The sequence below is a fragment of the Nocardioides luteus genome (assembly GCF_015752315.1).
Taxonomy (GTDB): Bacteria; Actinomycetota; Actinomycetes; order Propionibacteriales; family Nocardioidaceae; genus Nocardioides.
Map to the genome: position 1 here is coordinate 2,650,409 of NZ_JADOVJ010000001.1, position 21,097 is coordinate 2,671,505.

General features: G+C 69.5%; 25 protein-coding genes. 15 read left to right on the plus strand and 10 right to left on the minus strand.

Annotated features, from left to right (window positions below; translation table 11 throughout):
- The first annotated feature begins 13 nt into the window (after nucleotides 1-13).
- Nucleotides 14-517 carry a GNAT family N-acetyltransferase gene (locus tag HD557_RS12755; RefSeq protein WP_008359703.1) on the plus strand — a complete coding sequence of 168 codons (504 nt, stop codon included), beginning with the start codon at nucleotides 14-16 and terminating at the stop codon, nucleotides 515-517.
- On the opposite strand, the gene HD557_RS29000 is transcribed toward HD557_RS12755, so the two are convergent.
- On the minus strand, nucleotides 514-1,401 hold the full coding sequence (locus tag HD557_RS29000; RefSeq protein ID WP_196874132.1) for a lytic transglycosylase domain-containing protein: 888 nt from the start codon (nucleotides 1,399-1,401) through the stop codon (nucleotides 514-516). The genes HD557_RS12755 and HD557_RS29000 overlap by 4 nt on opposite strands.
- 25 nt (nucleotides 1,402-1,426) lie before the next feature.
- On the minus strand, nucleotides 1,427-2,113 hold the full coding sequence (locus HD557_RS12765; RefSeq protein WP_196874133.1) for an alpha/beta fold hydrolase: 687 nt from the start codon (nucleotides 2,111-2,113) through the stop codon (nucleotides 1,427-1,429).
- 759 nt (nucleotides 2,114-2,872) lie between these two features.
- On the opposite strand from HD557_RS12765, the gene HD557_RS12770 reads away from it, so the two are divergent.
- From HD557_RS12770 to HD557_RS12785, 4 genes are all read left to right on the plus strand, one after another.
- Entirely contained in the window at nucleotides 2,873-3,877 is a 1,005-nt protein-coding gene (locus tag HD557_RS12770; RefSeq protein WP_231380270.1) for an LLM class flavin-dependent oxidoreductase, read from the plus strand.
- A gap of 279 nt (nucleotides 3,878-4,156) precedes the next feature.
- Nucleotides 4,157-4,654: a hypothetical protein gene (locus HD557_RS12775; RefSeq protein ID WP_008359693.1), complete on the plus strand. Its 498-nt coding sequence runs from the start codon at nucleotides 4,157-4,159 to the stop codon at nucleotides 4,652-4,654.
- Between the two features lie 104 nt (nucleotides 4,655-4,758).
- Entirely contained in the window at nucleotides 4,759-5,058 is a 300-nt protein-coding gene (locus HD557_RS12780) for a hypothetical protein (protein ID WP_196874134.1), read from the plus strand.
- A gap of 47 nt (nucleotides 5,059-5,105) precedes the next feature.
- Nucleotides 5,106-5,897: a class I SAM-dependent methyltransferase gene (locus tag HD557_RS12785; RefSeq protein ID WP_196874135.1), complete on the plus strand. Its 792-nt coding sequence runs from the start codon at nucleotides 5,106-5,108 to the stop codon at nucleotides 5,895-5,897.
- A gap of 10 nt (nucleotides 5,898-5,907) precedes the next feature.
- Here the strand turns inward: HD557_RS12785 and HD557_RS12790 are convergent, their stop codons facing one another.
- The 5 genes from HD557_RS12790 to HD557_RS12810 form a co-directional block, all read right to left on the minus strand.
- Entirely contained in the window at nucleotides 5,908-6,588 is a 681-nt protein-coding gene (locus tag HD557_RS12790; RefSeq protein ID WP_196874136.1) for a methionine ABC transporter permease, read from the minus strand.
- On the minus strand, nucleotides 6,588-7,634 hold the full coding sequence (locus HD557_RS12795; protein WP_196874137.1) for a methionine ABC transporter ATP-binding protein: 1,047 nt from the start codon (nucleotides 7,632-7,634) through the stop codon (nucleotides 6,588-6,590). The genes HD557_RS12790 and HD557_RS12795 overlap by 1 nt, the downstream gene beginning before the upstream one ends.
- Nucleotides 7,631-8,569, minus strand: coding sequence for a MetQ/NlpA family ABC transporter substrate-binding protein (locus HD557_RS12800; protein ID WP_196874138.1), 939 nt, complete (start codon nucleotides 8,567-8,569; stop codon nucleotides 7,631-7,633). Before HD557_RS12800 ends, HD557_RS12795 begins: the two co-directional genes overlap by 4 nt.
- A 168-nt stretch (nucleotides 8,570-8,737) precedes the next feature.
- A complete protein-coding gene (locus HD557_RS12805; RefSeq protein ID WP_196874139.1) occupies nucleotides 8,738-9,613 on the minus strand; it encodes an ABC transporter permease in 876 nt (291 codons plus the stop codon).
- Entirely contained in the window at nucleotides 9,610-10,518 is a 909-nt protein-coding gene (locus tag HD557_RS12810) for an ATP-binding cassette domain-containing protein (protein WP_196874140.1), read from the minus strand. Before HD557_RS12810 ends, HD557_RS12805 begins: the two co-directional genes overlap by 4 nt.
- Nucleotides 10,519-10,650: 132 nt before the next feature.
- Between HD557_RS12810 and HD557_RS12815 the strand changes: the two genes are divergently transcribed.
- Together HD557_RS12815 and HD557_RS12820 are read left to right on the plus strand one after the other, a co-directional pair.
- Entirely contained in the window at nucleotides 10,651-11,886 is a 1,236-nt protein-coding gene (locus tag HD557_RS12815; RefSeq protein WP_196874141.1) for a sensor histidine kinase, read from the plus strand.
- On the plus strand, nucleotides 11,883-12,551 hold the full coding sequence (locus HD557_RS12820; protein WP_008359674.1) for a response regulator: 669 nt from the start codon (nucleotides 11,883-11,885) through the stop codon (nucleotides 12,549-12,551). The genes HD557_RS12815 and HD557_RS12820 overlap by 4 nt, the downstream gene beginning before the upstream one ends.
- A gap of 10 nt (nucleotides 12,552-12,561) precedes the next feature.
- On the opposite strand, the gene HD557_RS12825 is transcribed toward HD557_RS12820, so the two are convergent.
- The gene (locus tag HD557_RS12825) at nucleotides 12,562-12,732 is read right to left on the minus strand and encodes a hypothetical protein (protein WP_008359672.1); all 171 of its coding nucleotides are present in this window, start codon (nucleotides 12,730-12,732) and stop codon (nucleotides 12,562-12,564) included.
- Between the two features lie 112 nt (nucleotides 12,733-12,844).
- On the opposite strand from HD557_RS12825, the gene HD557_RS12830 reads away from it, so the two are divergent.
- The 6 genes from HD557_RS12830 (at nucleotide 12,845) to HD557_RS12855 (ending at nucleotide 17,746) form a co-directional block, all read left to right on the plus strand.
- Nucleotides 12,845-13,294 (plus strand): helix-turn-helix transcriptional regulator, encoded by a 450-nt coding sequence (locus HD557_RS12830; RefSeq protein WP_008359671.1) that lies wholly within the window; start codon nucleotides 12,845-12,847, stop codon nucleotides 13,292-13,294.
- Nucleotides 13,295-13,299: 5 nt separating this feature from the next.
- Nucleotides 13,300-13,722, plus strand: coding sequence for a VOC family protein (locus HD557_RS12835; RefSeq protein WP_008359669.1), 423 nt, complete (start codon nucleotides 13,300-13,302; stop codon nucleotides 13,720-13,722).
- Between the two features lie 51 nt (nucleotides 13,723-13,773).
- On the plus strand, nucleotides 13,774-16,134 hold the full coding sequence (locus HD557_RS12840) for an ATP-binding cassette domain-containing protein (RefSeq protein WP_196874142.1): 2,361 nt from the start codon (nucleotides 13,774-13,776) through the stop codon (nucleotides 16,132-16,134).
- A 115-nt stretch (nucleotides 16,135-16,249) separates the two neighbouring features.
- Nucleotides 16,250-16,732, plus strand: a complete 483-nt coding sequence (locus tag HD557_RS12845; protein ID WP_196874143.1) for a DUF6069 family protein — start codon at nucleotides 16,250-16,252, stop codon at nucleotides 16,730-16,732.
- A gap of 39 nt (nucleotides 16,733-16,771) precedes the next feature.
- Nucleotides 16,772-17,242 carry a VOC family protein gene (locus HD557_RS12850; protein WP_008359663.1) on the plus strand — a complete coding sequence of 157 codons (471 nt, stop codon included), beginning with the start codon at nucleotides 16,772-16,774 and terminating at the stop codon, nucleotides 17,240-17,242.
- A 21-nt stretch (nucleotides 17,243-17,263) separates the two neighbouring features.
- Complete coding sequence (locus tag HD557_RS12855; protein WP_231380271.1) at nucleotides 17,264-17,746, plus strand: GNAT family N-acetyltransferase; 483 nt, start codon at nucleotides 17,264-17,266, stop codon at nucleotides 17,744-17,746.
- On the opposite strand, the gene HD557_RS12860 is transcribed toward HD557_RS12855, so the two are convergent.
- Nucleotides 17,743-18,369, minus strand: a complete 627-nt coding sequence (locus tag HD557_RS12860; protein WP_196874144.1) for a class I SAM-dependent methyltransferase — start codon at nucleotides 18,367-18,369, stop codon at nucleotides 17,743-17,745. The genes HD557_RS12855 and HD557_RS12860 overlap by 4 nt on opposite strands.
- Before the next feature lie 73 nt (nucleotides 18,370-18,442).
- Here HD557_RS12860 and HD557_RS12865 point away from each other — a divergent pair, with 73 nt between their 5' ends.
- Together HD557_RS12865 and ddaH are read left to right on the plus strand one after the other, a co-directional pair.
- Nucleotides 18,443-18,937 (plus strand): GNAT family N-acetyltransferase, encoded by a 495-nt coding sequence (locus HD557_RS12865; protein WP_196874145.1) that lies wholly within the window; start codon nucleotides 18,443-18,445, stop codon nucleotides 18,935-18,937.
- A 13-nt stretch (nucleotides 18,938-18,950) separates the two neighbouring features.
- The gene (ddaH, locus tag HD557_RS12870; protein WP_196874146.1) at nucleotides 18,951-19,721 is read left to right on the plus strand and encodes a dimethylargininase; all 771 of its coding nucleotides are present in this window, start codon (nucleotides 18,951-18,953) and stop codon (nucleotides 19,719-19,721) included.
- Here the strand turns inward: ddaH and HD557_RS12875 are convergent.
- Entirely contained in the window at nucleotides 19,712-21,085 is a 1,374-nt protein-coding gene (locus HD557_RS12875) for a lipase family protein (protein ID WP_231380272.1), read from the minus strand. The genes ddaH and HD557_RS12875 overlap by 10 nt on opposite strands.
- Nucleotides 21,086-21,097: the final 12 nt, after the last annotated feature.

The window sequence follows — 21,097 nt, forward strand, 5'->3', positions numbered from 1 at the left end:
CGACACTCGGTCGATGCCCCGCACCGACACCATGCGCCTGCGCCCGCTGTCACCGGGTGACGAACACGTCTACGCCGCCTGGGCAGAGGATGAGGAGTTCCGGGTCGCCAACGGCTGGCCGGAGCGCGACCGCGACGGCCACCTCCGCCACTGGCGCCGTCTGATCGACGCTCCGCCGCCCGAGCTCATCCGGCTGGCCGTGGAGGTCGACGAGGAGGTCGTCGGCTACGCCGATCTCCACGGCCTGGCCCCCGACACCCGCGAGCTCGGCATCGCCATCGGCCCGAGCTCCCGCTGGGGCCAGGGCCTCGGCCAGCGCGCCATCAAGACCGCGCTCACCTACGGCTTCTCCGTCCTCGACCTGACCCGGATCTGGGCCGAGACGCACGAGACCAACGCCCGTGCCAAGAAGCTCTTCGACGCCACCGGCTTCATCGAGACCGGCCGCCACGGCACCGACACCTACCGCGGCGAGGACGTCAGCCTGGTCCAGTACGCCGTCGAGCGCCCCTACTAGCCGGCGATGCGTACGGCCTTCTCGCCCGGGTAACCCTCGGGCAGGAGCATGGTGCCGTCCTGGTGCCGGTAGAGAACCTGCCAGTGCCAGTAGAGGTCGTACGCAGCGGGGGACCGCTTCATCCGCTCGGCATAGGCGCTGACGGCCGCCACGTAGCGGTCGGAGTGGTTGTAGGACCACAGCGCGCCGGTCATGTCGCCGGGGGCGCCGTTGTTGGCGAGCATCCGGCCCGCCGCCATGATCGCGTCGCCGGGGTCGTTGATGTCGCCGCCGGCGCCGTACTGGGCGAAGGTCGAGGGCAGGAACTGCATCGGGCCCTGGGCGCCCGCGGTGCTGGTGCCGCGGATGCGTCCCATGCGGGTCTCGACCAGGTGGACGGCTGCGAGGTACTCCCACGGCGTCCCGGTCTCCTGCTGCGCCCTGCGGTAGAGCGGCCGGAGCTCGTCCGGCGGCGGTGGCGTCAGGATCTTCCAGTCCGGGAGCTTCGGCTGCGGGTCGGTCATCGCCATGAGCTCGCGAGCAGCGGCGATGTCCGACGCGAGCTGGGCGCGGTCGGCACGGTCCAGCGCACCCAGAACGTCGTCGGCCTTCGCCTTAGACCCGCGGGCGAGGTTGCGTGCGGTCGTCTGCTCGAACAGCGCCGCATCGCGTACGTCCTCGGCTCCCGGCTCCCCGGAGGCGACCGTCGCCATCGCCCGGGTGAGACGCTCGGCCAGCGGCACCGACGCGTCGTCGAGCGGCGACGTCGTCGGGACCGGTGACGATGATGCCGTCGGCGTTGCCGACGGGCTGGGGGTGGGGTCCGAGGACGGATCACCCCCGCAGCCGGCGACAAGAGCCGAGAGGGCCGCGATGGCGGTCAGGGCAGCGAGCCGGGTGCGCACGCACCCGACGCTACCCGACGCCCGCCTACGCGCCTGCCCGGGCGATGATGGCGGCGAGCTCGGCCGGCTTCGACAGCTGCGGCCAGTGGCCGGTCGGCAGATCGACGTAGGTGACGTCCTTGTGCTTCGGGATCGCGGCAACCGACTCGGTGCCGTCGGCGACCCACTCCTTCAGGTCGGCAGCCCGGTATTCGGGGCAGACGAACACCGCCGGGACGGAGTAGCGCCGCTCGTCGCCGAGCTCGAACGGCTCGGAGGTCAGACTGGCGGGGGAGGGCCGCAGCAGCGCCTCGAAGGTGGCGCGGTCGAGGTCGCGTACGTCTGCCTCCTCGAACTCCTCCCACGGCACCGGCGGCAGGTCGGCGCCGTCGGTCGGGAAGTTCTTGCCCGGGATCATGCCCGGCTCCGCGGGCCAGCCGCCCACGTAGACGACGGTCGAGACCTTGTCGACGCGCGCGTCGAGCGCCGCACCGGCCACCGCGCAGCCCATCGAGTGTCCGACGAGGATCACGGGCGCGTCCGCCTCGTCGATGGCTGCCACCACGGCGGCGACCTGGTCGGCCACATGCACGCCGGACCGGTCGGTCTCGGCCGACTCGAGGCCGGGGAGCGTGACCGGGCGGGCGGTGTGGCCGGCGTCGGTCAGGTGGGGGACGACGAGGTCCCATGAGGATGCGTCCAGCCAGAGGCCGGGTACCAGAACGATGTCCATGAGGCGATCCTGAACCTGGTTGCGGACGATCCGCTTCCGCGACCCGACTCGATCTCGAGCTGCGCCGACTTTCGAACAAAAGAACGGTGACCACCGCGATGCGGTGGTCACCGTTCTGGACGCCCGAGACAGCTGACGTCAGGTCGTTCAGCGAGCGCCGGCGACCTCCAGTAGCTCCGCGACCTCGTGGGCGCGGCAGTCGCAGTCGGAGTCGCACGGCAAGAAGCGGTGACGTGCGTGACCGCAGTCGCGGCACGGCATGTCGTGAGAAAGCGTGAAGCTCTGCACCTCAACGGTGTCCCACATAACTAATTCATCCCCCAGAGAATGTTGGTCGGCCTTATATCGGTGAAACTGCATCGGTGAAGCTGCCTGATATGTAACACGATAATCCGCGACTTCGGAAGAGCTCGGACAACACGCCGAGACAATGTTTTCCCTGGTCAGTCGACCGATATGATTATTCGGTCGACCGATAGATAAACTCATAAGGGGCTCCTGTTGATGCTGTGTAGGTGTCCGCTTTACGGCACGTACGACGGCCCACTTGGCGTGTTGATGGAATGAAAACAGAACGCCGACCGCCACACGACCACCGACAAGGTGGTGTCGAGACGGAGACAGTTCCGGAGTGCAGAACACCCAGAGGCGAAGGTCCCGGTCGCTCCGCCGGACGTGACCAGGCCCCGCCTGACCCCGGCTCGAGGGAATCCTGTGGGACTGTTGAGGGTTCTACTACCTGTGAAGAACATCGGATTCTTGTCTTTCGGCCACTGGACACCGTCGCCCTACTCGCAGACGCAGTCGGCACGAGACGCGCTGCTCCAGGGCATCGACCTCGCGGTCGCTGCCGAGGAGCTCGGCGTCGACGGGGCGTACTTCCGGGTCCATCACTTCGCGCGCCAGTACGCCTCGCCGTTCCCGCTGCTGTCCGCGATCGGCGCCCGCACCTCGAAGATCGAGATCGGCACCGGCGTCATCGACATGCGCTACGAGAACCCGCTCTACATGGCCGAGGACTCCGCGGCGGCCGACCTGATCTCCGGCGAGCGCCTCCAGCTCGGGATCAGCCGCGGCTCACCCGAGCAGGTCATCGAGGGATGGCGCTACTTCGGCTACGAGCCCGGCGAGAACGCCTCAGAGGCCGACATGGCCCGCGCCCACACCGAGACCTATCTCAAGATCATCGAGGGCACGCAGTTCGCCGAGCCCAACCCGCGGCCGATGTTCCCCAACCCGCCCGGCAAGCTCCGCGTCGAGCCCTACTCCGAGACGCTGCGCGACCGGATCTGGTGGGGCTCCAGCTCGCTCGCGACCGCTCGCTGGGCCGCCGGCCTCGGCATGAACCTGCAGAGCTCGACGCTGAAGACCGACGAGAACGGCAAGCCGTTCCACATCCAGCAGCGTGAGCAGATCGAGGCCTACCGCGAGGCCTGGAAGGAGGCCGGACACGAGCGCGAGCCGCGAGTCTCGGTCTCACGCTCCATCTTCGCCCTCGTCAACGAGGAGGACCGGCGCTACTTCGGCCTCGACCGGCAGACCAAGGACCAGATCGGCAACATCGACGACCAGACCCGGGCCATCTTCGGGCGCTCCTACGCCGCCGAGCCCGACGTGCTGGTCGAGGAGCTCGCCGAGGACGAGGCGATCCGGGCAGCGGACACGCTGCTGCTCACCGTGCCGAACCAGCTCGGCGTCGATTACAACGCCCATGTCCTGGAGAGCATCCTGACCCACGTCGCTCCCGGTCTCGGCTGGCGATAGTAGGGAGATCGCGTGGGTGGGCCCGCCTGCTGCGCGCCACGATACGGGCGCGCTGGCCGCGTTGTCGCCTCTCGGCGGTGCAACCAGACCGCCTTCGAGGCTCCGCCTTGCCATCGCACCCGTCTCGCGACGCTCGCGACGGCGGCCCCACCCACGCAATCTCCCTGCGGACCGCGCAACTTCCGGGTCACAAAAGGGCGCATAATCGTTGTCAACCGCCCCACGTGGCCGCACCATTGGCTACCGTGCACGGCGACCGTTATTCAAGGGGGACCCCTGTTGGCTACGTACGCAGAGCTGCTTGACGTCTATCTTCGCGAACCCAGCCCGGAGTCACTGAGGGCCTTGCGTGAGGCGATCCTCGAGGCTCCCAACTTCAGGCCCGATCTCGAGATCACCGAGCTGGTCGCCCCGATGATGTCGGTCGGCGACTACGCCGGCGCCGTGTCCGCCGTGCACGCGCTCATGCCCGGCGCGATCTTCAGTCCCTCGGCTCACGCCGCCCTCGCCGATGCCCAGCGCGGTCTCGGCAACGTCGAGCAGGCCCAGCGCGAGTCGATCCTGGCGCAGGCGGCGCTCGACAGCATCATCAGCACCGGCGAGGGCACCGAGTCCGAGCCGTGGTCGGTGCTGCGGACCAGCGATGCCTACGACGTCGTGCTCGCCTCGGGGAAGACGCCGCGCTCGCAGGTGGCGGTCGGCAAGCTCGACCGGATCGTGTGCACCGACTCGACGGTCTGGTTCTTCGACATCAGCAACGACTTCGCCAGGACCTAAGCGGGGAGCTCCACGCGGAGCGGTTCTGATTGTTCACCGGGTTGTTGCCGGTAGGGACGGTGTGCGTCGGGTTCCTGACGGGACCGGCGCTCACGCTCGGGAGCATGATGAGTCGCACCTTGCGGATTCTGCTCGCCGGGATGGTCGCCGTCGTCTTCGCCTCCGCGGCGCTGAGCTCGGCGACGGCCGACGAGCCGCGTGCTTCCGACCAGAGCCAGGTCGTGCTCGACCGTCACGAGGTCGCGCCCGAGGACGCGCGGCCCGGAGGCGGTGCGGCGCCGTTCGACACCGGTGTAGTGATCGTGGTCAACACCCTGCTCCTCGGCGCGCTCGTGGGTGGCGTGCTGTTCGCCCGCCGGCGGATGGGCTGCGCCGAGGCGCCGCTCCCGCGTCTGTCCGCATAGCGATATTCGCGTCTCACTTTTCGGGATTTCGCGCGTAGGGTCGGCGCATGTCGACCTACACCCATGGCCACCACGAGTCGGTGCTGCGCTCGCACAGGTGGCGCACGGCGGAGAACTCCGCGGCGTACCTGCTGCCGCGGCTGAGCCCTGAGCAGCGGCTGCTCGACGTGGGCGCCGGGCCGGGCACGATCACGTTGGATCTCGCCGGCCGGGTCGCTCAGGTGACCGCGACCGAGATCGGGGAGACCGAGCTCGGGCTCTCCCGCCAGGCGGCCGAGGCCGGTGGCGTCACCAACATCGACTTCCGGGTCGAGGACGTGCACGCGTTGAGCATCGAGGACGCGGCGTACGACGTTGTGCACGCGCATCAGGTGCTGCAGCACGTGGCGGACCCGGTGCAGGCGCTGCGGGAGATGCGGCGGGTGACGAAGCCCGGTGGCCTGGTGGCGGTGCGTGACAGCGACTACGCGGGTTTCGTGTGGTGGCCGGAGTCGGCCGAGCTGACCGAGTGGCTGCGGCTCTACCAGCGGGCCGCGCGGGCCAACGGCGGCGAGCCCGACTCGGGCCGGCGGCTGGTCTCCTGGGCACGCGCGGCAGGCTTCACCGACGTCGACGCCTCCTCGAGCACGTGGTGCTTCGCCGACCCCGAGGACCGGGCCTGGTGGGGCGGCATGTGGGCCGACCGGTTCACCGACTCGGCGGTGGCCCGCCAGCTCGTCGCCTCCGAAGACGCCACGACCGCCGACCTCGCCCGGGTTGCGGACGGGTGGCGGTCGTGGGCCGAGGCGGAGGACGGTTGGTTCTCCGTCCTCCACGGCGAGATCCTGGCTCGCGCCTGAGCGTTCGGCGTCAGCGGCGCAGGATCCGCGCCGACAGCGTGTTGCCGATCAGCTGGATGACCTGCACCAGCGCGACCAGGATGAGCACACAGACCCAGGTGACGGTCGGGTCGTACTGCCGGTAGCCGAAGGTCTGGGCGAAGCTGCCCAGGCCGCCGCCGGCGATCAGGCCGGCGACCGCGGACATGTCGACGACCGCGACGAAGGCGAAGGTGTAGCCCAGGATGATCGGCGCCAGCGCCTCGGGAAGGACGACGGTCGCGGCGATCCGGGCGCGACTCGCACCCATCGCACGGGCCGCCTCGATGACTCCCGGAGGCACGGTCACCAGGTTCTGCTCGATGATCCGGGCGATCCCGAACATCGCGGCGAGGATCAGCGAGAAGACCACCGCCGGCATCCCGATCCCGGTGCCGACGATCAGCCGCGCGGCCGGCTGGACGGCCGCGATGAAGATGATGAACGGGATCGGCCGGAAGAAGTTGACCAGCACGTTGAGGACGACCGAGACGACGGCGTTCTCGTAGAGCCCGCCCTTGCGGGTCAGATAGAGCCCGAGCGCGAGCAGCAGCCCCAGGGTGCCGCCGATCAGCATCGTCAGCGCCACCATGAGCAGCGTCTCGCCGGTGGCCTGCCAGATGTCGGGCCAGAGCCCGCCGAGCCGGGTGTCGGTGGGGAGAGCGGTCAGCATCACACCTCCTTGGTGGTGACGAGGGCGGACAGCTCGCGTACGGCCTCGTCGACCGAGGATGCGGGCCCGTCGAGGGCGAGCGTCAGATTCCCGAAGGTGGCGCCCCGGATCTCCTCGATGCCGCCGAAGACGAGCTCGAAGGCGATCCCGCGCTCGAGGAGGACGGCGAAGATGTCGGTCTGGCGGGGTCCGCCCTCGCGCAGCTCGACCTTCACGAACCGGCCGGGGTGCCGCGACCGCAGCGCGGCCAGCGCCTCGGGCGCGGGCTCGTCGTCCACCACCGTGCCGACGAAGCGCCGGGTCACCGGCTGCCGCGGCGCGGAGAAGACGTCGTAGACGGCGCCGGACTCGACGATCCGCCCGTTCTCCATGACGGCGACGTGGTCGGCCAGCTCTCGGACGACCTCCATCTCGTGGGTGATCGCGACGATGGTGGTGCCGAACTCCTCGTTGACCCGCTTCAGGAGCCGCAGCACCTCGTGGGTCGTCTCCGGGTCGAGCGCGCTGGTGGCCTCGTCGGCGAGCAGCAGCGAGGGGTTGGTGGTCAGTGCGCGGGCGATGCCGACGCGCTGCTTCTGCCCGCCCGAGAGGTTGCGCGGATAGGTGTGGGCCTTGTCGGGGAGACCGACGAAGTGGAGCAGCTCGGAGATCCGGCGCTGCTGCTCGGCCTTGGCGACACCGGCGATCTGCAGCGGGTAGGCCAGGTTGCCCCAGACCGTACGCGACTCGAAGAGGTTGAACTGCTGGAAGATCATCCCGATCCCGAGTCGGATCGGCCGCAGCTGGCGCTCGTGCAGGCCGACGAGCTCGGTGCCGCCGACCTGGATGGAGCCCGAGGTGGCCGGCTCGAGGCCGTTGAGCACGCGTACCAGGGTGGACTTGCCGGCACCGGAGTAGCCAACGATCGCCTGGACGTCACCGGCGGCGATGTCCAGGTCGACGTCGTCGACCGCCCGGACCTCCGTGCGCCCCCTGGCCGCCGGATAGGTCTTGGTGACGTTGCGGAGCCGCACCAGCGGCTCCGCAACGGTGGCGGAGTGCGTCACTGACGCTCCTCGACCTGCTTCTCGGTCTCATCGAGCGACTTCTGCAGGTCCCCGACCGGGATCTTCACCAGCTCGGCGGTGTTGCCCGAGGTCTCGTAGACACCCTGCTGGACGTCCTCGTTGGTCTGGAAGATCTCGACGAGCTTCTTGTAGGTCGGGTTGTCCTTGTCCTCGGCGCGTACGGCGAAGATGTTGACGTAGGGGAGCGCCTTCGGGTCGGAGGGGTCGTCGGTGGCCAGCGCGTCCTCGAACTTCAGGCCGGCGTCCTCGACGAAGTCGTTGTTGATGATGGCCGCGGCGACGTCGGGGAGCGAGGAGGCGGTGATCGAGGCCTGGACGGCCTTGATCTTCACCTTGGAGGCGGCCGTGTCGACCTCCTTGATGGTGCTGAACGGGGTGCCGCCGTCGGTCAGCTTGACCAGGCCCTTGGACTGGAGCAGGACCAGGCCGCGGGCCTGGTTGGTCTCGTCGTCGGGGACGATCACGGTCTCGCCGGCCTTGATGTCGTCGAGGCTCTTGTACTTGGAGGAGTAGAGGCCCAGCGGGTAGGTCGCGGTCGAGCCGAGCGCGACCAGGTCGTCGTCGTTCTGCACGTTGTAGTCAGCGAGGAAGATGATGTGCTGGAACTGGTTGAGGTCCAGCTCGCCCTCGGACAGCGCCGGGTTGGGCTGGTTGTAGTCGCCGAAGTTCTTGACCTCGAGGTCGATGCCCTCCTCACGGGCGGCATCCTGGAAGGTCTTCCAGTAGGGGTCGTCGGCGCCGACGACACCGATGGTGACCTTGGTCAGGTCGCCGGCGGAGTCGTCGTCACGGGTGAGGAAGAAGGCGAGGCCGCCGATCACGATCGCGGCGGCGACGACGATGCCGATGATCAGCGGGAGCTTGGACTTGGGAGCCTCGATGAGCGGGGTGGGCTCGGGCGTGTTGGAGGACACGGGTGGGAACCTCTTCTAGACGGAGATGTCTCGACGTTGAGAGCGGGCAACCTGGTTGTTGTCCACCAAAACAGTAGACTTAACGAGGATCACATCCCGATTGTCGGTCACACGCCGAGACGTGTCACGGACCCGCCCCGGCGTGTGCTAGCGACATGTTTCCCGAGGTCAGGCGAGGTCGCGCCGCCTCATCACGACCACCGCGGCAACCACGGCGACCAGGACGTACGCCGCAACGGTGATCAGCGCGCGCTCGCCGGAGATCGCGTCGAGGACTCCCGGAGTCCCGTTGGGACCGCCGATGATGGCTCCCGCCAGCGAGCCTCCGGCGGTGCCGGGGAGAGCGTCAGTGACGGTCTCGATGCCCGAGAGCAGGCTGCCGACGCCACGCAGCAGGTTCTCGACCACCAGGGACCAGACCAGGCCCAGGCCCACGGCGAGCGCCGGTCCCTTGGCGAGCACGCCGACCAGGAACCCGAGCAGCGCCCACATCTCCAGCACCAGGAACCCGGCACCGAACGACTGCGCCAGGTCGCCCAGGGCGGGCATCGTGATCGACTCGCCCTCCGTCGCGGCGATCGCGACCGAGACACCCGCACACAGCGCCAGGGTCGCGGTCATCATCGCGACGATGAAGATCGTCACCGCGGCCAGCGAGCCGCCCACGGCGGCGAACCGGCTCGGCCCCTGGGTGAAGACGGTCTTCCAGGTGCCCCAGCCGAACCCGTTGCCGGCGACCAGGGCGCCGACCACCATCGCCAGCGCTCCGCCGAACATCGGCAGACCGCTGACGATCACGTCCGGGATCGCGCTCGGCATCAGCTCGGCCAGCAGCTGGGCGTTGCTGGCACCGTCACCGGCGAAGTTGTCGTCACCGGTCTTGTAGGCGACGTAGTTGAAGACGTACCCGAAGGAGAGCGAGAGCGCCAGCCAGGCGCCGACGATCACCCAGATGGCCGACCACTTGCGCAGGCGGAGCATCTCGGCGCGGGTGCTGCCGAAGCGGAGCCCGAGGCGATGTGTGCTGTTGGCGATTGCGTTCATGACACGAGCTCCTTGCTGCTGGTCATCTCGAAGAAGACGTCCTCCAGGGAGCGCTCCGCGACGGTGACCTCGTGGACATCGATGGAGTGGGCGACCAGGTGACGTACGACGTCGGGGGCCGCCGTGGCCGGCAGCTCGACCTCGAGCGTCTCGTTGCCGATGCGGCGTACGCCCTCGTCACCAGCCAGCCGCATGACGGCGGCCAGCGCGGCGTCCTCCGGGGTGGCCCGGACCCGGAGGGTCGCGCCGCCGCGCAGTTCGGCGACGGTCGACTCGCGCAGCAGGCGGCCGTTGTCGATCACGCCGACGCGGTCGCAGATCTCCTGCACCTCGGCGAGGATGTGGCTGGAGAGGATCACGGTCTGGCCGGCCCCGGCGAGCGCGACGACCAGGGCCCGCATGTCGGCCATGCCGGCCGGGTCGAGCCCGTTGGTGGGCTCGTCGAGCACGAGCAGGTCGGGGGAGCCGAGCATCGCGGCGGCGACACCGAGGCGCTGCTTCATCCCGAGCGAGTAGCCCTTGAAGGCGTCCTTCGCCCGGTCGGCGAGGTCGACCATCTCGAGCACCCGGTCGACCTCGGTGTTCGGCAGGCCCTGGTAGCGCGCCATCGTGCGCAGGTTGTCGCGGCCGCTCAGGTAGGGGTAGAAGCCGGGGCCTTCGATCAGGGCGCCGATCCGGGCAGTGACGTCGGGTCGCCCGGCGGGCCGGCCCAGGACGCTGGCCGATCCGGCGGTGGGCCGGATCAGGCCGAGCATCATCCGCAAGGTGGTCGTCTTGCCGGCCCCGTTGGGGCCGAGGAAGCCGTACACCTCGCCTCGCATGACGGTCATGCTGACCCGGTCGACGGCGAGCCTGTCGCCGTACCGCTTGGTCAGCCCGTCGGTCTCAACCACGAGTTCGTTCATGCCTCTCACGCTCTCCTGGCCGCCCCCGGGTCGGCATCGGCGTCGCGGCGGCTCCCGGTTACGCAGATCTGCGTAGCCGGCTGGCCGCCTGTGTCGTACGTCTCGGACTCCCGCGCGAACTACGGTGTGTCCATGTTCCGGATCCGTCGTCATTGGCTCCCGTGGCTGATCATCGTGGCGGAGCTCGTCGGCTCGCTGGGCAGCAACGCCCAGGCGGACACCCGGGGGCCGGCCGTGCTGCCCGCCCTGATCGCCCTCGTCGCCGTCCTCCCGGTGCTGCTCAGCCGGCCGGCTGCGTGGGCGGTCGCGGTGAGCGGCGCGTGTGTCGGGGGCTACTTCACGGCGGGCTACGCCGACGGGCCGATTTTCTTGGCGCTGCCGGTGGTCACCTTCGCGACGGCGTTGTCGCTGCCGCCACGCAGGTGGGTCGGCTGGGCGGTTGCGGGGGCGGCGCTCGTGGCCACTGGGATCATGCTGAACCCGACCGAGAGTTCGCGGTTCGACGGCGGCCGTGGTCCGTGGGGTCCCGGCGGCGGCCCGGAGGGCGACCTGTCCCAGTGGCAGGCCTTCGGACAGGTCGCGCTGATCGCCGCGTGCGGTGCGGTCGCGGCCGCGATGCGCTCCCGCAACGAGGCCCGCGCCCAGCGTCAGCGCCGCGCGGTCAGCGACGAGCGGGTGCGGATGGCCGCCGACCTGCACGACGGTGTCGGCCACGGGCTCGCGGTGATCGCGATGCAGGCCGGTGCCGCCCTGCACGTGCTCGACCGGGACCCGGAGGCGGCCCGTCGCAACCTTGAGGCGATCCGGGCCGAGAGCAAGGAGTCGCTCGACCTGCTGCGCCGGCAGCTGGCCCGGCTGACCGACATGGGGCCGGATACGGAGGCCGGCGCGGAGGCGGCGCCACGAGCACCGGAGCACGGGCTCGCCGACCTGCCCGCTCTGGTCGAGCGGGTGCGCACCGGCGGTCTGGACGTCTCGCTCCGGCTCGAGGTGACCTCGGCGTCGGCGGAGGCCGAGCGGGCTGCGTACGCGGTGGTCCAGGAGGGGCTCACCAATGTGCTGCGGCATGCGGGAGCGTCCCGCGCCGACGTCTCGGTCGTGGTCATCTCGACAAGCTCGATACAACGCTCGACAGGCTCGACCACCGGGGAAACCGCCGAGATGGTCGTGACGGTGCACGATGACGGGCGGGGATCGGACATTCTGAGCAAAGAAAGGCGCTCTGGGACGGGAATTGTGGGAATGCGGTCGCGCGTGGAGGCACTTGGGGGCACCCTAGAGGCGGGGCCGGAGGTACGGGGCTTCCGGCTGCGGGCCTCCATCCCGCTTTCTGGGTCCTCGGCGGGTGGCGCGGAGGGGCTGGCATGAGCAGCACGGATCAGATGATCAGAGTTGCTCTGGTCGATGACCAGCCCCTTGTCCGCATGGGCCTGGCGACGATGATCGGCGCCGAGCCCGACCTCGAGGTCGTCGGCGAGGCCTCCGACGGCAGCGCCGCGCTGCCGATGCTGCGCCGCACCCACCCCGACGTCGTGCTCTGCGACATCCGGATGCCGGTCCTCGACGGTCTCGGCATGCTCGAGCAGGTCACCCGCGACGCATCCCTCCAGGACGTTCGGGTGGTGATGCTGACGACCTTCGAGCTCGACGAGTACGTCTTCGAGGCGCTGCGCCTGGGCGCGAGCGGCTTCCTGCTCAAGGACGCCGAGCCGGTCGCACTGCTCGACGCGATCCGGGTCGTCGCCGACGGCGGCTCGCTGCTCGCCCCGACGGTGACCAGGCGGGTGATCGAGGAGTTCGGCTCATCACGCCGGGCCGCCAACCCGCATCCGCGTCTCGGTGACCTCACCGAGCGGGAGCGGGAGATGGTCGCCTGGGTGGCCACCGGCCGTTCCAACGCCGAGATCGCCGCCGAGCTCGTGGTCAGCCCGGACACCGTCCGTACGCACGTCTCGCGCGCCATGGTGAAGCTGCATGCCCGTGACCGCGCCCAGCTCGTCGTCTTCGCGATCGAGTCGGGGCTGAAGGTCTAGCCAGGCCCGCTCAGGCGACCAGCGCGACGCTGCCCGGCATCACGACCGGGGCGCAGGGGCAGGTGTCGCTGCAGGCAAGGTAGGTGTGCACCTCGTGGCCGCATCGCGGGCACGGCAGGAAGTGCGACATCGGGAAGCTGCGTACGTTGGTGTTCTCGGGGTTCTGAACCGTGTCCCACATGACTTTCTCCTATCCGCGTGTTGTGCCTTCACCTACTCCACGAGTGTGCGCGCCCGATTTCGACATCTTTACTTCGACACGCGGCAGATTCATCAAATGGGAGGATCGGAGGGTGACGAGCAAGCCCGACCAGGAACAGCGCCTTCGTGACCTGAAGCTGCTGCGGAAGGTCAAGGACCGGATCGACCGGGAGTACGCGCAGCCGCTGGACGTGGAGGCGCTGGCCCGCGGCGTACACATGTCGGCCGGACACCTGAGCCGGGAGTTCCGCAAGGCCTACGGCGAGCCTCCCTACTCCTACCTGATGACCCGGCGCGTGGAGCGGGCGATGACCCTGCTGCGGCGGGGCGACCTCAGCGTCACCGACATCTGCTTCGCGGTCGGCTTCGGGTCGCTGGGGACGTTCTCGACCCGGTTCAGCGAGCTCGTCGGGATGTCGCCGCGCGTCTACCGGGACAAGGCGACGAGTGGCGGGGCCGGCATCCCGCCCTGCGTCTCGAAACAGGTCACCAGACCGGTCAGAAATCGAGAAGCGAAGGTGCCGGACCCCTACATAGGTTGAGGTCCATGGACATCAACATCTGCCACAGCTACCTTCCGCACACCGACCCGGAGGCCTCGCTGAGGTTCTACCGCGACCTGCTGGGATTCGAGGTCAGGAAGGACGTCGGGTACGAGGCGATGCGCTGGCTCACCATCGGACCGCCCTCTCAGCCCGGGGTGAGCGTCGTGCTCTACCCGCCGCTCGCCGACCCGAACATCACCGAGGACGAGGGCCGGGTGGTCCTGGAGATGATGGCGAAGGGCACCTTCGCCAGCCTGATGCTCTCCTCCCCGGACGTCGACGCCGCCTTCGAGAAGATCCAGGCCGGCATCGACGCCGCCGGCGGCGAGATCATGTCGGAGCCGACCGACCAGGACTGGGGGATGAGGGACTGCTCGTTCCGCGATCCGGCGGGCAACACGGTCCGTCTCCAGCAGATCAAGTGAGCCGGGAAAATGTGCACGCCCGGGTTCAATCCTCCGGCTAGCCTGACCGCCATGAGCGATCCCCGTACGGCCGCACACGATGCCGACACGCACGATCTGATCCGCGTCCAGGGCGCCCGGCAGAACAACCTCAAGGACGTCTCGGTCGAGATCCCGAAGCGCCGGCTCTCGGTGTTCACCGGGGTGTCGGGGTCGGGGAAGTCGTCGCTGGTCTTCGGCACGATCGCGGCGGAGTCGCGGCGGCTGATCGACGAGACGTACTCGACGTTCATCCAGGGGTTCATGCCCAGCCTGCCGCGGCCGGAGGTCGACGCGATGGAGGGGCTGACCACCGCCATCCTGGTCGACCAGGAGCGGCTCGGCGCCAACCCGCGCTCGACCCTGGGCACGGTCACCGACGCCCACGCGATGCTGCGCTCGCTGTTCAGCCGGCTCGGCGACCCCTACATCGGCGGCCCGACAGCGTTCTCCTTCAACATCCCCACCACCCGCGCGAGCGGCGTGATGACCGGCCCCAAGGGCGAGAAGACGATCGTCAAGGACGCGGTCTACCTCGGCGGCATGTGCGCCGAGTGCGAGGGTCGCGGGACGATCTCCGACCTCGACCTCGCGGTCATCATCGACGAGTCGAAGTCCCTGGTCGACGGGGCGATCCTGGTGCCCGGCTACACCGCCGACGGGTGGATGGTCGCGGCGTTCAAGGTGGTCGTGCCGGCCGACGTGCCGATCAAGGACCTGACCGAGGAGCAGCGCCACGACCTGCTCTACGCCGAGCCGCGCAAGATCAAGCTCGAGGGCATCAACGCGACCTACGAGGGCCTGATCCCGAAGATCCGCAAGTCGATGTTCAGCAAGGACGTCGAGGCGCTGCAGCCGCACATCAAGAAGTTCGTCGAGGCGGCAGCGGTCTTCAAGCCGTGCCCCGCCTGTGGTGGCACCCGGCTCAACGAGTCGGCGCTCTCCTCCAAGATCCGCGGCAAGTCGATCGCCGACGTGTGCGCGATGCAGGTCACCGACGCGGCCGAGTGGCTGCGGAGCATCGACGACCCGGGCGTCGCGCCGCTGGTCGCCGGTCTGCTGCACCTGTTCGACTCGTTCGTCGAGATCGGTCTGGGCTATCTCTCCCTCGACCGGCCCTCCGGCACCCTGAGCGGCGGTGAGGCGCAGCGTACGAAGATGGTCCGTCACCTCGGCTCCGCGCTGACCGACGTGACCTACGTCTTCGACGAGCCGACCGTCGGGCTGCACCCGCACGACATCCAGCGGATGAACAAGCTGCTCCTCGACCTGCGCGACAAGGGCAACACCGTCCTGGTCGTCGAGCACAAGCCGGAGACGATCGCGATCGCCGACCACGTCGTCGACCTCGGCCCGGGTGCGGGCAGCGACGGCGGCACGATCTGCTTCGAGGGCACCTTCGAGGGGCTCGCGAAGGCCGACACCCTCACCGGGCGCCACCTCGGCCACCGGGCCTCGCTCAAGGAGAGCGTCCGCACGCCGAAGGGGCAGCTGGAGATCCGCGGGGCGACCTCCCACAACCTGCGCAACGTCGACGTCGACATCCCGCTCGGCGTGCTGACGGTCGTCACCGGCGTCGCCGGTTCGGGCAAGTCGTCCCTGATCCACGGCTCCATCCCCGCGAGCGAGGACGTCGAGTTCGTCGACCAGAGCGCGATCAAGGGGTCACGCCGGAGCAACCCGGCGACCTACACGGGTCTGCTCGAGCCGATCCGCAAGGCGTTCGCGAAGGCCAACGGGGTGAAGCCGGCGCTCTTCTCGGCCAACTCCGAGGGTGCCTGCCCGACCTGCAAGGGCAACGGGATGATCTACACCGAGCTCGGGTTCATGGAGACCGTCGCCTCGCCCTGCGAGGACTGCGGCGGCAAGCGGTTCCAGGCGCTGGTGCTCGAATACCGCCTCGGCGGGCTCAACATCGCCGAGGTGCTCGATCTGTCGGTGGCCAAGGCGCACGAGTTCTTCTCCGAAGGTGAGTCGAAGGTGCCGCCGGCTGCCAAGATCCTGGAGCGGATGACCGACGTCGGCCTCGGCTACCTCAAGCTCGGTCAGCCTCTCAACACCCTCTCCGGCGGTGAGCGGCAGCGGATCAAGCTGGCCATGCACCTGGGGGAGAAGGGCGGGACGTACGTCCTGGACGAGCCGACCACGGGTCTCCACCTGGCCGACGTCGACAACCTGCTCGCGCTGCTCGACAAGCTGGTCGACGCCGGCAAGTCGGTCATCGTGATCGAGCACCACCAGGCCGTCATGGCCCACGCCGACTGGATCATCGACCTCGGCCCGGGGGCCGGCCACGACGGTGGCCTGGTCGTCTTCGAAGGTACGCCCGCAGAGCTCGTCGCGAAGAAGTCGACGCTGACCGGCGAGCACCTGGCGGCGTACGTCGGGGCCTGATCTGACGCGCCGGGTGGTGCGAATCACGTCCGGTTGCGGCCATCTGGATGCGGTCGGGGTAAAGGGTCGCGCTTAGTGTGCCTTGGTTGCAGTATCAATCAAGGAGCACCCGAGCATGACCCTCCACCTTCCCGAGCACAGGCGGACCACGGCGGTGGAGATCACGCAGGTCGAGGAGCGGCCGGCGCCGGTATGGCCGCGCGGGCTGGTGGCCACGGCCGTCGCCGCGGTCGCCACGACGGTGATGGCCGTGATCGCCAAGGCGGCCGGGGTCGACTTCGGCAGCAGCCTCGGCGACGTACCGCTCTCCGCGTTCCCGATGCTCACCATCTACTGCTCGCTGATCGGCATCATCATCGCCGAGGTGATGATCCGGGTGGCCACGATGCCCCGCTCGACCTTCCAGATCACGATGATCGTGCTCACCGGGCTCTCCCTGGTCCCCGACGTGCTGCCCGTCTTCGAGTTCGACCTGACCTTCGTCGGTTTCCTCTGTCTGACCCATGTCGTCGCCGCCGCGATCGTGGTGCCGATGATCGCGCTGCGGATGGAGGAGCGCCGGGGCCTCGGGCTGCCCGGTCCTGCCCATCGCCGATAGCGGACGCAGACTGTCCTGATTCGATGCCATGGTGGAGCCATGGCTCTTGAAACACGAACCGTCCAGGTCACCTTCGACGCGCACGACCCGCGTGCACTCTCCGAGTTCTGGCGCGACGTGCTCGGTTACGTTCACCCCGGACCTCCGGGAGTCGAGGTTCCCGAGGGCGTCGATCCCCTCGACGCCTGGGACGAGTTCCTCGAGCGCATCGGCGTCCCCGCCGACCAGCGCAACAACAACTCCGCGATCGTCCACCCCACGGGCGACGGCCCGCGCGTTTTCTTCCAGCGCGTCCCCGAGTCGAAGACCGCCAAGAACCGCGTCCACCTCGACGTCCGCGCGGCTCCGGGGCTGCAGGGGGAGGAGCGGATGGCCGCGTTGGAGGCGGAGTGCGAGCGGGTGGTCGCGCTCGGCGCCACCCGGGTCCGCCGGTTCGAGCCCGAGCCGCCGATGAGCAATGGCTTCATCGTCATGCAGGACCCCGAGGGAAACGAGTGGTGCCTCGACTGAGGTTCTTCCTATCCTCACCGCATGCTGATCCGAGCGGCTGTCGTCGATGACGCCGAGGCGTTGACCGATCTCCACCTCGACGTGTGGGAGGAGGCGTACGCCGGCCTGATGCCGGACTCGATCTTCACCGAACGGCGCTCAGAGCGCGCGACCAGGATCGACCGGTGGCGCACCAACCTCGGGACCGGGCCGTTCTCCACCCTGGTCGCCGAGGACGACGAGCCGGGCCGGCTGCTCGGCTTCGCGAGCGCCGGACCGGGCCGTGACACCGATCCCGGGTTGCCGCCGCTGGAGCTCTCCGCGCTCTACGTCCGCGCGGAGAGGTACGGCACCGGCCTGGGCCATCGACTGCTCGAGAAGGCGATCGGGTCCTCGTCGGCGTACCTGTGGGTTCTCGACGGCAACCTGCGCGCGATCGGGTTCTACGAGCGCCAGGGATTCCGGTTCGACGGGGAGACCAAGCCCGAGTCCGTCGGCCTCCATCGGCGAATGGTCCGCGCCTAGGCCTTGCGTCGCGCGAGCAGGGTCGAGTCGTCGATCTCGACCGGGATGCCGTCGCGGATGGTCAGGCGGGGGCGCTGCTCGACCACGATGGGCTCGAAGTCCTCCGGTAGCCCGGGGAGCAGGTCCGTGGCGAGGAACATCGCGTCGTGGTGGCTGTGTCGCGCGAAGACCTCCGAGGGGGCGTGGCCGACGATGAGGAGGTGGCCGCCCGGTGCGACCGCGGTGGCCAGGCGTCCGGCGACGTCGACCATGCTGCCGTCGGGCGTGTGCAGGAAGTGGCACGTGACCAGGTCGAACGCTCGACCCTCGGCATCGAAGGTGCGGGCGTCGACCTGCCACCAGGACGTACGCTCCGCGACCCCGGCCTCCTCGGCATGCCGCTGGGCCCGGGCGAGCCCGTTCGCGGCGAAGTCGGCGCCGGTGACCGTCCAGCCCTGCTGGGCCAGCCAGATCACGTCGCCGCCCTCCCCGCAGCCGACGTCCAGCGCCGTGCCCGGCGTCAGCGCGGAGATCTCGGCGACGAGCTGAGGGTTCGGGTTGCCGCTCCAGACCTTCTCCTCACCGGCGTAGCGCTCCTCCCACGACTCCGGCTCGAACATCTCGCGTCCCTCATGCTCGCTCATGGCCTCAATCTAGCCCGCACCCCGACCAAAACCTGGTGCGTTCGGGGCACGCCGCATGGTTGTCTGACCGGCGATGATCACGCTGCCAGAACCACCTCGCCTGGTCCGTCCGACGACGGCCGTACGCACCTCCTACCTCACCGGGGAACAGGCCGACTGCCTCCTCCGTGGCACCGATACCGACTGGCTCGGGCCGGCCAGCGAGGACTTCGACGCGTTCGTCGCGGCCAGGGAGCACGACAAGGAGCGGTGGGAGGTGATGTCGACGGTCTACTGGTACGTCTCCGGCGAGCACTATCTCGGCACCCTGGTCGTGCGCCACACGCTGACGCCCGAGCTCGCCGTCGACGGTGGTCACATCGGCTACCACGTCGTCGCCCCGTGGCGGCGCCAGGGTCATGCCACCCGCATGCTCGGGCTCGGCCTCGAGAGGGCGCGCGAGCACGGCGTCTCCCGTGCGCTGCTCACCTGCGACCCGGCCAACGAGGCGTCGCGCCGTGTGATCGAGAAGAACGGCGGCGTACCGGACGAACAGCTCGGGAACGAGCTCCGGTTCTGGATCGGGTAGGGATACTTCACCCATGCACGCTCTCGTACGCCGCCCCTCGCCCCGCCTCGCCGACGGGCTCGTCACCCACATCGAGCGGAGCCCGGTCGACGTCGACCTCGCCGCCGAGCAGTGGGAGGCGTACGTCGCCGCGATGCGCTCCGCTGGCTGGACCACGCACGAGGTCGATCCCGCCGACGACTGCCCGGACTCCGTCTTCGTCGAGGACACGATGGTGGTCTTCGGGGACCTGGCCGTGATCAGCCGTCCGGGTGCCCTGGAGCGGCGCCCGGAGATCGCCGCGGCCGAGGACGCCGTCCGGGCGCGGGGATACCGGATCGCCCACATCGAGGCGCCCGGAACGCTGGACGGCGGCGACGTGCTCAAGCACGGCGACACCGTCTGGGTGGGGGAGGGCGGCCGCACGAACGCCGAGGGGATCGCCCAGCTCCGGGCTCTGCTCGCGCCGCTGGGCGCCGAGGTCGTCGCCGTCCCGGTCTCGAAGGTCCTTCACCTCAAGTCGGCCGTCACCGCGCTTCCCGACGGCACCGTCATCGGCCACGAGCCGCTGGTCGACGACCCGAGCGTGTGGGGAGCCCGGTTCCTGCCGGTCCCGGAGGAGTCGGGCTCCCACGTGGTCGTCCTCGAAGACGACACGCTGCTGATGGCCGCCTCGGCGCCGCTGAGCCGGGCCATCTTCGAGGAGCGTGGCTACACGGTCGTGGCCGTCGACATCTCCGAGTTCGAGAAGCTCGAAGGCTGTGTCACCTGCCTGTCCGTGCGGCTACGCCGACCTCAGGGCTGACTCGGCAGCGTCGCGCAGGTGGAGCCGGCCGCGACGCCCTTGACCCGGTCGGTGATCCAGTTGACCGCGGCGGTCTGGTCGACCAGGAGCGGCGTGACGTGGTTGGTGATCAGCCCGTCGCCGAGGTTGGGCAGCACGACCGCCTGGTAGGTCACCTTGGCTCCCTGGCCGCACCAGTCGACGGCCAGCTGACGGGCCTGCTCGTGCGGGACGATGTCGTCCTCGGTGCCGGTGGCGAGGCGGACCGGGATCCGCGGCGCCAGGTTCCCGAGCTTCTGCTCGGCCATGATCGCCTGCACCTCGGGCTCGCGCTCGATGATGTCGTCGAGGCTCTCCCCGGTCGTGGTCCAGCTGCTGCTGCGCTGGAACGGGTAGCGGGCGATGCCGTCGGCGACGCACGCCGTCGACAGGTCCTCGAGCGCCGCCTTCCCCTTGGCGTTGAGGTTCTCGTCGAGGATCGGCCGCAGCTCCGGGTTGGACTGCGCCAGACCGTTGATGGTCCAGCCGAGCGCCGCCACCAGAGCGGACCCGTCGATGCCCTCCGCCGTCGCGCGCAGGTCGGCGGGCGGTGCGCCGACATAGGCACCGACGAGGTTGACGTCGGGGGCATATTCCGCGGCGAGCTCGGAGGCCGACCCGGTCGCGCCGCCGCCCTGGCTGTAGCCGTAGAGCGCCACCCGCGAACCGCTGGTCACCGATGCCTCCGGAACGCTGCGGGCCGCCCGAGCCGCGTCGAGGACGGCGTGACCGCCGTCGACCCGGTCGACATAGGTGTGCAGCCGGTCGGTGGTGCCGAGGCCGACGTAGTCGGTCACCATCACCGCCACGCCACGCGCCAGCAGGCGGTAGATCCCGATGTCCTCGTAGCCCACGGAGACGGTCCTGCCGTTGAAGAAGATCGGTCGCTCGAGGCCGAGCGAGGCCGAGCACTGGTCGCCCTGGCCCATGGTGCCGGGCGCGACGACCACGAGCGGACGGTCGCCGGGACCGCTCCACGCGGCGAACGGCTCGATGTAGGCGCCGGTCACCGCGGCGGGGGCACCGTTGTTGTCGGTCGTCTTGTACATGACCCGGGTCGCGGTGCCGGGCAGCGACCCGATGCCGGGGATCGAGAGTCCGAAGCCGAGGCGGAGGGGCTCGGTGCGTACGAGCTCGCCGTTGGCGTCGGGAAGGGTCGCCGGCGGGTTGTAGAACGGCGGGATCTCGACGCCGCGGGAGACGACGGTGGTGCCGGTGTCGGCGGCTGAGGCGGGGGCTGCGAGGGCGGCCGGAGTGACCGCGGCGACGGCCAGTGCGGTGGCGAGCACACGTACGGTGTGGCGGCCAGGACGCTTCACGAACATCCTCGATGCGTGCAGAGGCATGGGGGAACTCTC